Below are 14,862 nucleotides of genomic sequence, written 5' to 3' on the forward strand. Positions count from 1 at the left end.
ATGGCCGCGCCCTCCTCCGCCCAACGCTTCAACGACCGCGTCGCGGCCTATGTGCGCTACCGGCCGAGCTATCCGCCGCAACTGCTGCGCTGGCTGCACGAAGCGCTGGGCGTGACGCCGGCCACCGCGGTGGCCGATATCGGTGCCGGCACCGGCATCTCCAGCCGGCTGTTTCTGGAGGCCGGTTATCCGGTCACAGCGGTGGAACCCAACCCGGCCATGCGCGAAGCCGCGCAGCAGTGGCTGGCGGAGTTCCCCAGGTTCCGGGCGGTCGACGGCACCGCCGAGGCCACCGGTCTGGCCGATGCCAGCGTCGGCTTGGTGTCTGCGGCGCAGGCCTTCCACTGGTTCGACGTGCAGGCCGTGCGCGCCGAGTGGGCACGCATCCTGCAGCCCGGCGGGCTGGCGGTGATCTACTGGAACAGCCGCGAGCTGGACACTACCGACTTCCTGCGCGGTTACGAGCAACTGCTGCTGGACTACGGCACCGACTATTCGGCCGTGGCCGAGCGCTATCAGGACGATGCCACCATGCAGGCGTGGTTCGGTGAGGGCTTCCGCGCGATGGCACGCTTTCCGAATGTGCAGCGGCTGGATTTCGATGCCTTGCGTGGCCGGCTGTTGTCGTCGTCCTATGCGCCGCTTGCGCACGACCCGCGCCATGCCCCAATGCTCTCCGCGCTGCGCACGCTGTTCGATGCGCATGCGCGCGACGGGCTGATCGATTTCCAATACCAGACCCGGGTCTTCGCCGGGGGATTGAACTGACCCGCATGTATTCGCTTGCCCGCCCCTTGCTGTTTTCCCTCGACGCCGAGCGCGCCCATGCGCTGGCATTGCGCTCCATCGATGCCGCCTACCGCACCGGCACCACGCCGCTGCTGGCCAAGCGTCCGGCGCCGCTGCCGACGCCGGCCTTCGGTCTGATGTTTCCCAATCCGGTCGGGCTCGGTGCCGGCCTGGACAAGAACGGCGAGCACATCGATGCGCTGCTTGCGCTGGGCTTTGGTTTTGTCGAGATCGGCACGGTGACGCCGCGGCCGCAGGAGGGCAACCCCAAGCCGCGCATGTTCCGCTTGCCGGAGTATCAAGCGGTGATCAATCGCATGGGCTTCAACAACCTGGGCGTGGATGTGCTGGTGGCCAACGTGCAACGCGCGCGTCGTCGCGGCGGCCTGCTCGGCATCAACATCGGCAAGAACAAGGACACGCCCAACGAGGAAGCGACCAGCGACTACCGCTATTGCATGGAACGCGTGTACCCGCTGGCCGACTACATCACCGTCAATATTTCTTCGCCCAACACCGCCGGCTTGCGCGAACTGCAGGAAGAACAGGCGCTGCGTCGGCTGATCGCCGATCTGCGCGACACCCAGGAAACCCTGGCCGCGCAACACGGCAAGCGCGTGCCGATGCTGGTGAAGGTGGCGCCGGACCTCAACGACCGCGACATCGATGCGGCCGCGCGCGTGCTGGCCGACCTGGCGGTGGATGGCGTGATCGCCACCAACACCACGGTGACCCGCACCCTGATCGCCAACCATCCGCTGGCTGCCGAGGCCGGCGGCCTGTCGGGCGCGCCGCTGCTGGGGCAATCCACGCTGGTGCTGCGCCGCCTGCGCGCACGCCTGCCCGAGTCGATTCCGTTGATCGGCGTGGGCGGCATCAACTCCGGTGCGGACGCGGTGGCCAAGATGGCGGCCGGCGCGACCCTGGTGCAGTGCTACAGCGGCCTGGTCTATCGCGGGCCCCCGCTGATCGGCGAATGCGTGGCGGCGATCCGTCGCCGCCGCGAAGCGCCCAGCGGCGGTGCGGTGTCGCCGCTATGAGCGAGGCAGCGCAGGCCGGCTGGCGCTTGAGCGAACACGCGCCACTGCGCGCGCTCAATACCTTTCATGTGGAGGCCACGGCGCGCTGGTTGCTCGGCATCCACGCACCCGATGCATTGCCGCAGGCGCTGGCAGCGCCGGAAATCGCCGGGCAACCGCTGCTGGTGTTGGGCAGCGGCAGCAACGTGCTGCTGGCCGGCGACCCGCCGGGCTGCGTGCTGTGTTTCGAAAACCGCGACATCGCCATCATTGCGCACCACGCCGACCATGCCATCGTGCGCGCCGGCGCAGGCGTCAACTGGCATGCGTTGGTGCTGTACTCGCTGCAGCAAGGCTTGTCGGGATTGGAGAATCTGGCCTTGATTCCCGGCACGGTCGGCGCCTGCCCGATCCAGAACATCGGCGCGTACGGCGCGCAGGTGGGCGACTTTATCCACGTGGTGGACGCCTTCGATCTGCACGCACGGCAGTTTGTGCGGCTGACCGCTGCCGAGTGCGCCTTCGCCTATCGCGACAGCGTGTTCAAGCGGCAGCCAGAGCGTTATCTGATCGTCGCGGTGGAATTCAATCTGCCGCTGCTGCACGAATTGCGGCTGGACTATGCAGGCATCCGCGAGGAACTGGCCAGCATGGGCGCCGAACTAGCCGGCGCCGCCGATGTGGCGCAGGCAGTGATCAACATCCGTCGGCGCAAACTGCCGGACCCGGATGTGCTCGGCAATGCCGGCAGCTTCTTCAAGAATCCGTTGCTGCCCAGCGAGCAGATTGCCGCACTGCAGGCCACCTTTGCCGATATGCCGGTGTATGCCGGCGAGCAATCCGGCCAGGGCAAGTTGTCGGCGGCCTGGTTGATCGAGCAGTGCGGCTGGAAAGGCCGGCGCGAGGGCGATGCCGGGGTGTCGCCGGACCATGCGCTGGTGCTGGTCAATTACGGCACCGCCAGCGGCGCGCAGCTGCTGGACTTTGCGCGGCGCGTTGCCGAATCGGTACGCGAGCGTTACTCGGTGATCCTGGAGCCGGAGCCGCGCATCATCGGAGCGCATTGGTGACAGCGCAGCAGGCATCACGACGTGCTGCGCTGTGGATGCTCACCAGTACCTTCGCCTTCGGCCTGATGGCCATCTGCATCCGGCTGGCGTCGGGCACGATCGCCACCACCGAAATCGCGTTCTTTCGCAATGCGTTCGGGCTGTTAGCGTTGTTGCCGCTGATCCTGCGCGCCGGCAAGGCGCTGCCGCGCACGCGGCAACTGCCGCAGTACCTGGCACGCACCTTGATCGGCCTGGCCTCGATGCTGTGCGGGTTCTGGGCGATCGGCCATTTGCCGTTGTCGCAGGCGATCTCGCTGTCGTATTCCACCCCGTTGTTCGTCACCGTGCTGGCTGTGGTATGGCTGCACGAACAGGTGCGCATGCGCCGTTGGCTGGCAGTGGCGGCAGGCTTTGTCGGCGTGCTGGTGATCCTGCGCCCGGGCTCGTCCACATTCACGCCCGGCCTGCTGATTGCGCTGCTGGCAGCGGTGATCAGCGCCGTGGTGGCAATCCAGATCAAGCAGCTCTCGCGTAGCGACGACTCGGACACCGTGGTGTTCTATACCTATGTGTTCTGGGTGCCGATGTCGCTGATTCCGGCGCTGTTTCAGTGGGCCTGGCCGCAGGGCATCGCCTGGCTGTGGCTGGTGGCCACTGGCATCTTCGGCACCGCCGGGCAGTTGTTCTGGACACGCGCGCTCAAGCTGGGCGAGGTTTCCGCACTGCAGCCGATCAGCTTCATGCAGCTGCCGCTGGTGGCGCTGCTGGGCTGGTGGCTCTTCGGCGAGGCGATCGAACGCCATACACTGATCGGTGCGGCTATCATCATCTGCGCCAACGTCTATATCGCCCATCGCGAAAGCGTGCTGGCACGTCGCGCCGCCACGCATGCCCCGGTGGAAGGCGCAAAACCGGGCGAATGATTGATCGTCCGCAGGCAGCCTCACCGGCGCAGGAGATGGTGGGGCGACGATGCCGACGTACACTGCGCTGTCCGCGCACCCCAGGCATCGACTGGATGATACGCACTTTCGTTGACTGCTCCAAGGTGAGATCGCATGCCGGTTCCAAGCAAAACCATCGGCCTGATCGGCGGCATGAGCTGGGAATCCACCCTGCCCTACTACCGCATCATCAACCAGCGGGTGCGCCAGGCCTGCGGCGGCCTGCACTCGGCCAAGCTGTTGCTGTACAGCGTCGATTTCCATGAGATCGAGCGCCTGCAACACGCCGGCGACTGGGACGGCGCAGGCCAGGCGATGGCGGCGGCGGCGCGCTCGCTGCATGCCGGCGGCGCCGACTTCCTGGTGCTGTGCACCAACACCATGCATTGCGTTGCCGATGCGATCACCTCCGCAACGCCGCTACCGTTGCTGCATATCGCCGATGCCACCGCCGATGCGTTGATTGTCGCGGACGTCACCCGGGTCGGGCTGCTCGGCACGCGTTTCACCATGGAACAGCCGTTCTATCGCGCGCGCCTGGCTGCGCGCGGCCTGCAGGTGCTGGTACCGCCGGCGGATGCACGCGTGCAACTGCATCGGGTGATCTACGACGAACTCTGCCAGGGCATCATCCTGCCGGAGTCGCGCGGCTATTTCCGCCAGGTCATGGCCGACCTCGGCCAGGATGGTGCGCAAGCGATCATCCTGGGCTGCACCGAGATTTCGCTGCTGGTGGACAGCGGCGATGCGCAGCTGCCGTTGTTCGACACCACCGCACTGCATGCCGACGCGGCCGCGCACGCAAGTGTGCACGACTGATCGGCAGCGAAGGCGCAGCCAACGCGCCTGTGCCGGCGAAGTCCCCAGTGCGTGGGTCTTCGTCGCAGAACACGTGCCTGCGCAGCGCAGGGGACCGGCTTGCGGAACCCTGACCGCCGGCCTGGCTGCCGGCGTGTTGCTCGGTTCGCTCAGCGCCGGGGCGATCAATCGCGCCTTCACGCCGCAGGAAATCGCCGACCATGCCTGGCGTCTGCCGTTCCTGGCCGGCGGCATCTTCGGCCTGCGTTCCGTGTATTTGCGGCGTTGGCTGCACGAAACGCCGGTGTTCGCCGAGCTGATGGCGATGCGGGCCGTCGCGCGCGAAACGCCGCTCAAGCTGGTGCTGCGCGATCATCCACGCAGTGTGGCGCTGTCGTTGTGGCTGACCTGGATGGTGGCAGCCGGCGTGCTGGTAGTGTCGTTGATGACACCGACGTTGCTGTAGCCGGCCTATGACATGATTCTGCTGGCCGTGATCGGCAGCGTGATCGGGCTGCAGTTGCGCCGCCAGGAGCGGGCAAGTCGTTGCTGAGTCAAAGGCGGCACCTGTGTTCGCCGCTCCTGGCAACCGCGCTTGCGCAGACCCCGTTCGACGTCGGCGCGGCCGTGCCCTCAGGCCGGAGTGAGATGGCGACGCCAATGCGGCCGCCGTGCGCCGCGAAACATCACCAGATACAGCCCGACCACCCACACCAGCGCAGCCGACCAGCCGCCCAGGATGTCGGAGGGGTAATGCACGCCCAGGTAGATTCGCGACACGCCGACCAGCATTGCGAACAGGCTGGCGGCGGTGGTCACCGGCCAGCGCCAGCGCGTGTTCCAGGCCAGCGCGATGACCACCGCGACGAGCGTCATCGAGCCCATCGCATGCCCGCTGGGAAAGCTGAAGGTGCTTTCTGGGGCGATCGATTCCCACAGGCTCGGGCGGTCGCGCTGGAAGACCTGCTTGGCGCCCATGTTCAACAAGGCCGAGCCACCAAAGCCGAGTGCGGCAAAGGTCCCCTCGCGCCAGCGCCGCAACATCAGCAAGACCAGCACGATGACGATATCGGCCGGGATCACGCCATATTGGTATCCGATCTTGGAAACCACCCCGAAAAACGCATCCAGGCGCGGCGTGGCGATGCTGCGCATGCTCCACAGCAAGGGCTCGTCGAAGTAGAAATTTTCCAGTTCGTGGACTTCGTCGGCCAGGTCGACGAACAACCCCAGCGGCAGCAGTACGCCGGCAAACAGCAACGCCATGCGCCACGCATTGCTGCGCAGCCACCCCCTGAAACCGGCCGGCGATTCAGCCGGCGCGGCGGACATAGGTACGTTCGACGTACTGATCGATCAGATCGATGAACTCGTAGGCGATGTTTTCGCCACGCAAGGTGACGCTTTTTTCGCCATCGATGAACACCGGTGCCGACGGCGCCTCGCCGGTGCCCGGCAACGAGATGCCGATATTGGCGTGGCGCGATTCGCCCGGCCCATTGACCACGCAGCCCATCACCGCCAGGGTCATGTTTTCCGCGCCGGGGTTGCTGATCTTCCACTCCGGCATCTTGGCGCGCACGTGGTTCTGCACCACGCCGGCCAGTTCCTGGAAGAACTCGGAGGTGGTGCGGCCGCAGCCCGGGCAGGCCGTGACCATTGGCGTGAAGGCGCGCTGGCCGGTGGTCTGCAGCAGTTCCTGCGCGACGATCACTTCCTGGGTGCGCGACTGGCCCGGTTCCGGCGTCAGCGAGATGCGGATGGTGTCGCCGATGCCCTCCTGCAGCAGCACGCTCAGCGCCGCAGCCGAGGCCACGATGCCCTTGCTGCCGATGCCGGCCTCGGTCAGGCCCAGATGCAGCGCAAAGTCGCAGCGGCTCGCCATGTCGCGATACACCGCGATCAGCTCCTGCACACCGGACACCTTGGCCGACAGGATGATGCGCTCGCGCGCCAGACCCAGTTCCACCGCGCGCTCGGCCGAATCCACTGCCGAACGGATCAGCGCCTCGCGCAGCACGCGCCCGGCATCCCAGGGCGTGTCGCGCTGCGAGTTCTCGTCCATCAGCTGCCCGGCCAGCGACTGGTCCAGCGAGCCCCAGTTGGCGCCGATGCGCACCGGCTTGTCGTACCTGATTGCGAACTCGATCAGCTGCGCGAACTGCAGATCCTTCTTCTTGCCGAAGCCGACATTGCCCGGATTAATCCGGTACTTGGCCAGGGCTTCGGCGCAGGCCGGCTCGGCGGCGAGCAGCTGATGGCCGTTGTAGTGGAAGTCGCCGATCAACGGCACCTCGATTCCCATCATGCGCAGCTTGTCGACGATGCGCGGAATGGCCGCGGCCGACTCGGCGTTGTTGACGGTCAGGCGCACCATTTCCGAGCCCGCGCGCCACAGGTCGGCCACCTGCTTGACGCTGCCGGCGATGTCGGCGGTATCGGTATTGGTCATCGACTGGACGACCACCGGGTGGCCGCCGCCCACGATCACGCTGCCGATCTTGACGGCCTGGGTGATGCGGCGCGGCCAGGCGGTGGCGTCGGCGGGAGGGGTTGGGCGAGTCACGGCGTCGTACATCGCGGTATTTTAGCCTGTCATCGGTCCGCTCACAGCTGAAGCGCTGCGCGGGCCGTCTTCCCTGCCGATGCGACGGTTTGTCGCAGGCCGCCACGCCCCCGAGCGCATAGCATTGCCGTGATGAATTCCTCAGACGCCTCCTTCCTGCGGACCCTGTGTAGCCTGCGCTGGCTGGCCACTGCCGGCCAGGCCGCCACCATCCTGGTCGCCACCGGACTCATGGGCCTGCACCTGCCGCAGCAACCCTTGTGGGCCGGCGTGGCCGCGCTGACGGTGTTCAACCTGTATGCGCAACTGCGGGTGGCCCACCGTGGCGCGGTCAGCCAGGCCACCGAATTCGGCCACATCCTGGTCGATGTCACCGTGCTGACCTGGATGGTGGGCTGGAGCGGCGGCATCGCCAACCCGTTCGGTTCGCTGTTCCTGGTCCTGATCGCGCTGGCCGCGCTGGCCCTGCCGCTGGGCTGGGCGATGGCGGTGGCGGCGTCCTGCGTGGCCGGCTATGTGATCAGTGCGGCGTTCGGCTTGCCGCTGCCCTACGGCAGCTTCGACCCGCTCAGCCTGCACATGTGGGGCATGGCGGCCAACTTCCTGCTGTCGACGGTGGTGGTACTGGCCTTCGCCACCCGGCTGGCCTTGTCGATGCGCGAACGCGAGCGCGAGATTTCCACGCTTCGCGAGCGCTTCGCACGCAACGAGGGCATCGTCGCGCTGGCCACACATGCGGCCTCGGTCGCGCATGAATTGAACACCCCGCTGGCGACGATGACCCTACTGGTGGACGACATCGCAGACCAGTGCGACCAGAGCGAATTGCGCGAGGACCTGGACACCCTGCGCGAGCTGCTGGTGCAGTGCCACGAGCGCGTGCTGGCCCTGGCCGCACCGGCCGACAACGGCCACCTCAGCCGCGAAGTGGCAGTCAAGGACGTCCTGGAACAATGGCGGCTGGTGCGCCCGACCATCGAGCTGCGCCGCAACGACGACGCACCGATGCGCCTGCTGCTGCAGCCCGGCGTCAGCCACCTGCTGATGGTGCTGCTCAACAATGCGGCCGATGCGGGCGAACGCGCCGGTCGGCCGCAGATCGATCTGACCCTGCGCGTGGAGCAGGACCATCTCAGCGGCGAAGTCCGCGATTACGGTCCAGGCTTCGACACCTCGCAGGCCATGTTGCCGGGCACCTTGTTCAACAGCGGCAAGCATGACGGCATGGGAGTGGGGCTGGCGCTCTCGCACGCCACCGTCGAGCGCCTGCAGGGCGAGTTGTGGATGCTGCCCGCCGAAGGCAGCGGCGCCCGCGTCGGTTTCCGTCTGCCGCTCTCCGAACACGAGGCACTCGCATGACAAGCACTCCCCTGCGCACCGGCCTGCTGGTCGATGACGACACCTTGTACCTGCGCACGCTGCAACGCAGCCTCGCCCGCCGTGGCGTGGAAACTGTGACCGCCACCGATGCGGCCAGTGCCCTGTCGACCGCACGCAGCGCCTTGCCCGATTTCGCCTTGATCGATCTCAAGCTCGGCCACGATTCCGGCCTGAGCCTGATCCAGCCGCTGCGCGAAATCCGCGCCGACATGCGCATCCTGCTGGTCACCGGTTACGCCAGCATCGCCACCGCCGTGGAGGCGATCAAGCTCGGTGCCGACGACTATCTCCCCAAGCCGGCCAACATCCCCACCATCATGCGGGCGCTGGGCGAAGAAGACGACGAACTGCCCGAGCCGGACGAAGAAGAAACCGCGCGGGAAATGATGACACCGCTCAGCCGCCTGCAGTGGGAGCACATCCAGCAGGCGCTGCACGAAACCGGCGGCAATGTCTCCGCTGCCGCACGCCTGCTCGGCATGCACCGCCGCTCGCTGCAGCGCAAGCTGACCAAGCGGCCAAGCCCGGGGCCGTTACGCGAGCCAGGGCGTTGAGACCTGGCAACGAAACGTTGAAGCGTGGCGTTTTTCAGGTGCTATTCCAGGCTTGATCCATTCAACCATGGCGTTGTTTTTTGGTTCGATCCGACGCTCAAGTCAAACGCTCGGTGAGTTGATTGCGCGGTGCCCTCACCGCTTGCGGGACACGCCGTGAATCCGTCCATGGAGGCTCCTTGGCGGCATCCATGCCGCCAAGGGTCCCGCAACCGGCAAGGACACCGCGCCAGAGAGTTGATCGGCTGCTTTCTTGAAAGCGTGTTGCTCGGCTCGCGGCAGCAGATGCGCTGTTTGTAGCTTGCGTGTTGAAAGCCCGTTTGCTGCTCGGCTTGCGACGCGAAAATGGTCAGAGGTTGATCGAACGCTTAGTAATCCGACCAGCGCACGTCCTGCGTCGCTTGCACTATGACACCGACCATCTCGACGGGTCCTTGCCCGCCCACCGTCGCGGGACCTTACGCGGCATGGACGCCGCGTAAGAGCCTACATGGACGTACTTGCGGCGTATCCCGCGATGGTGGGCGGGCAAGGGCCCTGCAGAAAGCCCGCAAATCGGAAGCTCTGCAAGTAACCCATCCACGCACCCCGAAAAAAACCAAAGACGCTGGCTGCAGGGCTTCAATCTCAACGTGGCCCGAACACGCTCGCCATGCGCGAGGTCGCGGCGATGCCATCGGCGCCCAGGATCAGGTTGCGGCCCCAGTCGCTGAGGCGCGTGGCGTTCCAGCCGATCGCGATATCCAGCGATTGCGTGCTGCTGTCGTTGCCCGACCACGACCAGCCCAGATAGCCGACGTTGTATTCGCGGGCACGGCGCATGATCGCCGCCTCGTCCACGTGCGCGCCGCGATGGTCTCCACCGAACTCGCCGATCACCAGCGCCAGCTTTTTATCGCGGAAAGCGCGCAGATAATTGTTGACCGTCGCATCGCTGCCGAACACTTCGTACATGTGCACGCTGAAGATCAGGTTGCGGCGACTGTCGCGCGCCAGCAAGGCGGCAGCGTTGTCGCGCATGTAGAACGTCCAGTCCTGCCCCCAGTTCGGGCCATCCACCATCAGTGCGTGGGTCAACCCGGGCTTGCGTAGTGCGGCGATCGCGGTTGCATGCCCGTTGACCCATTCGCTGGCGCTCAACTGATTGCCGAACGGCTCGTTGCCGATGTTGATGATGACGTGGTCTTCGTTGCCGATCAGCGCCTTGCGAATGCTGGTCCAGTACGCAGTGGCCTGGGGCAGACCGGCGGCGGCACCGTCTTCGCCATAGCCGGTGGTGTCGTGCACCTCCAGCACCGCGATCAAGCCCAGGCTCTTGCAACGCGCGATGATGCGCACCACGTCGGCCTCCGGCGTGCGGTTCCAGCGATAGCCGGAACTGAGCACGACACGCACACTGTTGGCGCCGGTGGCAGCGATGGCAGCCAGGGCCGCATCGGTACGGCTTGCGTACCAGGCATGCGGCAGATTGACGCCGCGCAAGACCACGGTGTTGCCATTGGACTCACGCAGCTGCGCGCCGGACACCGACAGCCCCGCGTGCGCGGCAGACGACAATGCCAGGCCTGCAACGACCAGCAGCATGCAGCTGGCGAAACGAGACAACGATGATTTCACGATCGATTTCCAGACAGTAGGTAGATGAGAAGCGACGGCATCGCTCACAGCGCGCGTGAACACTGTGTCAATCTTTTGCGTCAATCGATGTAACCCATGTCACATAACGAACAAGCGCAGAAAAAAAGTGCGCCGAACTTTGTTGTGGTCGACACAGGCAGGCGCGCCATCAGTGATCGGCCAGGCGACGCCGATGTTTAGTGGCCGGCGCGCCCGGCGCCGACTGCGGCGCCGAACAGTTGCTTGCCTCGGCCACACCTCAGCAGTCCGGAGCAATCGTCAAGCTGGCGCTTGGCCGTCGCTCACACCGTCGCGTCATGCCGTGGCCTGATGCCATCGCGTAGCTGTCGTCCCTGCAGCGGCTCAGTCGCAGCCATCGCGTGGCAAGCCCCGCTTCAACTGAACGGCGCCCAGCGCGATCGGTCAAGGGATTACGCTCCAGGCCGATAGAAGCGCATGCAATCCGCGCTCGCTCCCGCCAAGTCCCCTCCTCCGCCCGTGGTCGACGAGTCGACCCGGTTGTCCGTCCTGCGTGGCCTGTGCCTGCTGGACTCGCCGCCGGACCCGGTGTTCGAGACCATCGCCGCGATGGCCGCCCGCAACCTGAGCGCGGAAATCGCGCTGGTATCGCTGGTGGACGAGCATCGTCAGTGGTTCAAGGCCCGCATCGGCCTGGAACCGCAGGAAACGCCGCGTGACCAGGCGTTCTGCGCGCATGCGATCCGCGCCCCCGAGGTGATGGTGGTGCCCGACGCGCAACTGGATCCGCGCTTTTGCGACAACCCGCTGGTGCTGGGGCCACCCTTCATCCGCTTCTACGCCGGCGCGCCGCTGACGCTGCGCGACGGCCACCGCATCGGCACCTTGTGCGTGATCGGGACCAGCCCGCGCCCGGGCCTGGACGCCGAAGCGATCACCCAGCTGGAAGGCCTGCGCGACCTGGCGGTGCTGCGGGTGGAAAACCTGCGCAGCACCACCTACCGCGACGGGCCGACCGGGCTGCCCAATCGGTCGCGCTTTGCCGAAGACCTGGATGCCTGGCTGTCGCAACGCGACAGCGCGCCGGCCACCACTGCGGTGGCGGTCGACATCTGCGGCAGCGATTACTTCCGCGACATGGTCAAGGCGCTGGGCTGGGATTACGCCGACGGTTATGTGGCGATCGCCCAGCGTCGGCTGGCGGCGTATCTGCCCGCCGGCACCGCGCTGTATCGGCTGGACCCGACCACCTTCGGCTTTCTGGCCCAGGCCGAAACGCAGCGTCTGTCCGCGCTGTGCACCAAGGTCTCCAAGGCCTTTGCCGAGACGCTGGAACATCAGGGCATTCCGCATACCGCAGTGGCCTCGATCGGCGCGGTCTCGTTGCAGACCAGCTATGGCGCGGCCGACACCATCCGCTCGCTGACCACCTCGGTGGACATCTCGCGCGAACGCGGCGTGCCGTGGAGCATGTACGAGCGCAAGCACGACGTGGCCCAGCGCAACACCTTCCGCCTGCTGGCTTCCCTGCCCGCCGCGCTGGACAGCGCCAGCCAGCTGCGCCTGCACTACCAGCCACGCGTGGACCTGCACGATCACCGCTGCGTCGGAGTGGAGGCGCTGCTGCGCTGGCAGCATCCGATGATCGGCCCGGTGATGCCCGCCGACTTCGTGCCGATGGCCGAGAAGACCGCGTTGATCAACCGCATCACCGCCTGGGTCATCGACAACGGCATCGCCCAGGCCGCGCGCTGGCAGCAACAGGGCCTGGATTTCAACCTGGCCTTGAACGTGTCGGCCGCCGATCTGGACCGGCCCGGTTTCGTCGGCCTGCTGCGGCGTGGCCTGGAGCGCCACAACCTGGATCCGCGCCGGCTGGAAATCGAATTCACCGAAAGCGCGATGATCCGCCACCCCGAGCATCTGGCCGAGCAATTGGCGGCCATCGCGGCGCTGGGCGTGCATATCGCCATCGACGATTTCGGCACCGGCTACAGCAATTTCAGCTATCTCAAGCAGCTACCGGCCAGCTCGTTGAAGATCGATCAATCCTTCATCCGCTCGTTGCCGGACAACCGCACCGACCGCACCCTGGTACCGGCGATGATCCAGCTCGGCCACAGCCTGGGCCAGCGCGTGGTCGCCGAAGGCATCGAGTCGGCAGAGGCCTACACGCAGTTGCGTGCCTGGGGCTGCGACGAAGGCCAGGGCTACTGGATCGCCAAACCGATGCCGGCAGCGGCACTGGAAACCTGGCTGCAGACGCCGTGGTATGAGCAGTTCGAAGCGCCGGTCAACCTGCTCGCCGCAAGCCTGGCCGCAGCGAGGGTTTAAACGGAAGCAGTACAACATCCAAAACGCACGCTGCGCGACACCTGAGTGTCGCGCAGCATGCGCACAACCAATTTCAGCGGACTGGCTGGGCGATTACCAGAACACCGCGTACAGCGCGACCAGGATCACCACCACTCCGATCGCACCGACCTTGAAGCCCAGCGTGGTGCCGTAGGCCACATCGTCGGTGCGGATCAGGTCGCGCGCCTGGGTGGGCGCGGTCATCAACGAAACCAGCACCGCCAGCACCAGCGCCGCCACGAACACCACGCCGATGCGGTCCATGAACGGCAGTTCGGGCCAGGCGAACTTGAGCGCGAACGACAGCACCACCGAGCCGATCGCCGCGGTCAGTGCGCCGGCTTCGTTGGCGCGCTTCCAGAACAGGCCGAGCATGAAGATCACCACCACGCCAGGCGTGAAGAAGCCGGTGAATTCCTGGATGAACTGGAAGCCCTGATCGAAGTTGCCCAGCAGCGGCCGCGCGGTCAGGATGCCGATCACCACCGCCACGATGGCCACGATGCGACCCACGCGCACTAGCTGCTTCTGCTCGGTCTGCGGGCGGAACTTGGCGTAGAAATCCAGAGTGAAGATCGTCGCCACCGAGTTGATCTTGGAAGCCAGCGAGGCCACGATCGCCGCCACCAGCGCCGCGAACACCAGGCCCAGGATGCCGGTCGGCAACAGCTGCATCATGGTCGGATAGGCCTGGTCGGGCTTGGCCAGGTCCGGCGCCAGCACCACCGCGGCGATGCCCGGCACCACGATCACCAACGGCATCAGCAGCTTCAGGAACGCGGCGAACACCATGCCCTTCTGCGCCTCGCCGATGTTCTTGGCCGCCAGCGCGCGCTGGATGATGTACTGGTTGAAACCCCAGTAACTGATGTTCATCACCCACAGACCGCCCAGCAGCACGCTCAGGCCGGGCAGGTCCTTGTAGAACGGGTTGTCCTTGCTCAGGATCATGTGGAAGTGCTCCGGGTGCGCACTCCACAGATGCTTGAAGCCGGCCAGCACGCCGGCACCGTCGCCGATCCGTGCCAGGGTCAGCCCGGCCACCAGCAGGCCGCCCAGCACCAGCAGCGTGACCTGCACGATGTCGGTCAGCGCCACCGCCTTCAGACCGCCGTACAGCTGGTAGACCAGCGCGAATACGCCGATCAACGCCAGGGCCAGGGTCTGGTCCATGCCGGTGACCTGGCTGACCGCGATCGACCCCAGCCACAGGATCGAGGTGAGATTGACGAACACGTACAGCAGCAGCCAGAACACCGCCATCAGGGTGCGGATCCACTTGCCGTACCGCTGTTCCAGGAACTGCGGCATGGTGTAGATGCCGTTGCGCAGGAAGATCGGCAGGAAGAACTTGCCCACGATCAGCAGCGTCAGCGCCGCCATCCACTCGTAGGAGGCGATCGCCAGGCCGATCGCATAACCGGAACCGGCCATGCCGATGATCTGTTCGGCCGAGATGTTCGCGGCGATCAGCGAGGCGCCGATCGCCCACCACGGCAACGACTTGCTGGCAAGGAAGTAATCCTCGGCGCTCTTGCTGTGACCTGCCTTCTCGCGCGAGACCCACTGCGCGAGCACGAAGATGCCGGTCAGATAGACCAGCACAATCACGATATCCAACGTCGCCAAACCCACTGCACTCTCCTGTCTGGCTCTGGGCTGAGCGTCGTGGACCGGACAGGTCTGCAGACTGCCGCCGCCCGCACTACGTGCGTGGCAGCAGCGCGGCGAACCGCAGCTGCAGGCCGTCCCGGCCGATCGACGCGCGCGTCCCGCGGCGGCTGATGACACCACCGCTGAGGGTGGCCG

Annotated in this window: 12 protein-coding genes and 1 pseudogene; 9 read left to right on the plus strand and 4 right to left on the minus strand. The window is 66.1% G+C overall.

The window, feature by feature from the left end:
• The 6 genes and pseudogenes from XarjCFBP7645_RS11365 to XarjCFBP7645_RS11390 form a co-directional block, all read left to right on the plus strand.
• Positions 1 to 768, plus strand: coding sequence for a class I SAM-dependent methyltransferase (locus tag XarjCFBP7645_RS11365; protein WP_181126294.1), 768 nt, complete (start codon positions 1 to 3; stop codon positions 766 to 768).
• A gap of 5 nt (positions 769 to 773) precedes the next feature.
• The gene (locus XarjCFBP7645_RS11370) at positions 774 to 1,829 is read left to right on the plus strand and encodes a quinone-dependent dihydroorotate dehydrogenase (RefSeq protein ID WP_104537562.1); all 1,056 of its coding nucleotides are present in this window, start codon (positions 774 to 776) and stop codon (positions 1,827 to 1,829) included.
• Positions 1,826 to 2,878 carry a UDP-N-acetylmuramate dehydrogenase gene (gene murB, locus XarjCFBP7645_RS11375; protein WP_104537563.1) on the plus strand — a complete coding sequence of 351 codons (1,053 nt, stop codon included), beginning with the start codon at positions 1,826 to 1,828 and terminating at the stop codon, positions 2,876 to 2,878. Before XarjCFBP7645_RS11370 ends, murB begins: the two co-directional genes overlap by 4 nt.
• Positions 2,872 to 3,783: a DMT family transporter gene (locus XarjCFBP7645_RS11380; RefSeq protein WP_104537564.1), complete on the plus strand. Its 912-nt coding sequence runs from the start codon at positions 2,872 to 2,874 to the stop codon at positions 3,781 to 3,783. Before murB ends, XarjCFBP7645_RS11380 begins: the two co-directional genes overlap by 7 nt.
• Before the next feature lie 135 nt (positions 3,784 to 3,918).
• Positions 3,919 to 4,623: an aspartate/glutamate racemase family protein gene (locus XarjCFBP7645_RS11385; protein WP_104537565.1), complete on the plus strand. Its 705-nt coding sequence runs from the start codon at positions 3,919 to 3,921 to the stop codon at positions 4,621 to 4,623.
• A gap of 25 nt (positions 4,624 to 4,648) precedes the next feature.
• A pseudogene (locus XarjCFBP7645_RS11390) lies at positions 4,649 to 5,065 on the plus strand (MFS transporter); the annotation flags it as partial.
• Between the two features lie 170 nt (positions 5,066 to 5,235).
• Here XarjCFBP7645_RS11390 and XarjCFBP7645_RS11395 read toward each other — a convergent pair.
• Positions 5,236 to 5,934, minus strand: a complete 699-nt coding sequence (locus XarjCFBP7645_RS11395; protein WP_104537566.1) for a phosphatase PAP2 family protein — start codon at positions 5,932 to 5,934, stop codon at positions 5,236 to 5,238.
• On the minus strand, positions 5,915 to 7,180 hold the full coding sequence (gene ispG, locus XarjCFBP7645_RS11400; protein WP_104537567.1) for a flavodoxin-dependent (E)-4-hydroxy-3-methylbut-2-enyl-diphosphate synthase: 1,266 nt from the start codon (positions 7,178 to 7,180) through the stop codon (positions 5,915 to 5,917). Before ispG ends, XarjCFBP7645_RS11395 begins: the two co-directional genes overlap by 20 nt.
• A 120-nt stretch (positions 7,181 to 7,300) precedes the next feature.
• Here ispG and XarjCFBP7645_RS11405 point away from each other — a divergent pair, with 120 nt between their 5' ends.
• Both XarjCFBP7645_RS11405 and XarjCFBP7645_RS11410 read left to right on the plus strand, forming a co-directional pair.
• Positions 7,301 to 8,527: an ATP-binding protein gene (locus XarjCFBP7645_RS11405; protein WP_166775858.1), complete on the plus strand. Its 1,227-nt coding sequence runs from the start codon at positions 7,301 to 7,303 to the stop codon at positions 8,525 to 8,527.
• Positions 8,524 to 9,102 (plus strand): response regulator transcription factor, encoded by a 579-nt coding sequence (locus XarjCFBP7645_RS11410; RefSeq protein ID WP_104537569.1) that lies wholly within the window; start codon positions 8,524 to 8,526, stop codon positions 9,100 to 9,102. The genes XarjCFBP7645_RS11405 and XarjCFBP7645_RS11410 overlap by 4 nt, the downstream gene beginning before the upstream one ends.
• A 627-nt stretch (positions 9,103 to 9,729) precedes the next feature.
• Here the strand turns inward: XarjCFBP7645_RS11410 and XarjCFBP7645_RS11420 are convergent.
• Positions 9,730 to 10,686 carry a glycoside hydrolase family 5 protein gene (locus XarjCFBP7645_RS11420; protein ID WP_104537570.1) on the minus strand — a complete coding sequence of 319 codons (957 nt, stop codon included), beginning with the start codon at positions 10,684 to 10,686 and terminating at the stop codon, positions 9,730 to 9,732.
• Between the two features lie 489 nt (positions 10,687 to 11,175).
• Between XarjCFBP7645_RS11420 and XarjCFBP7645_RS11425 the strand changes: the two genes are divergently transcribed.
• On the plus strand, positions 11,176 to 13,032 hold the full coding sequence (locus XarjCFBP7645_RS11425) for a putative bifunctional diguanylate cyclase/phosphodiesterase (RefSeq protein ID WP_053045499.1): 1,857 nt from the start codon (positions 11,176 to 11,178) through the stop codon (positions 13,030 to 13,032).
• Positions 13,033 to 13,125: 93 nt separating this feature from the next.
• Here XarjCFBP7645_RS11425 and XarjCFBP7645_RS11430 read toward each other — a convergent pair whose 3' ends face one another.
• Positions 13,126 to 14,688, minus strand: coding sequence for a sodium/sugar symporter (locus XarjCFBP7645_RS11430; protein ID WP_039815756.1), 1,563 nt, complete (start codon positions 14,686 to 14,688; stop codon positions 13,126 to 13,128).
• Positions 14,689 to 14,862 lie beyond the last annotated feature (174 nt).

The sequence above is a fragment of the Xanthomonas arboricola genome, from assembly GCF_002940665.1.
Taxonomy (GTDB): domain Bacteria; phylum Pseudomonadota; class Gammaproteobacteria; order Xanthomonadales; family Xanthomonadaceae; genus Xanthomonas; species Xanthomonas arboricola_B.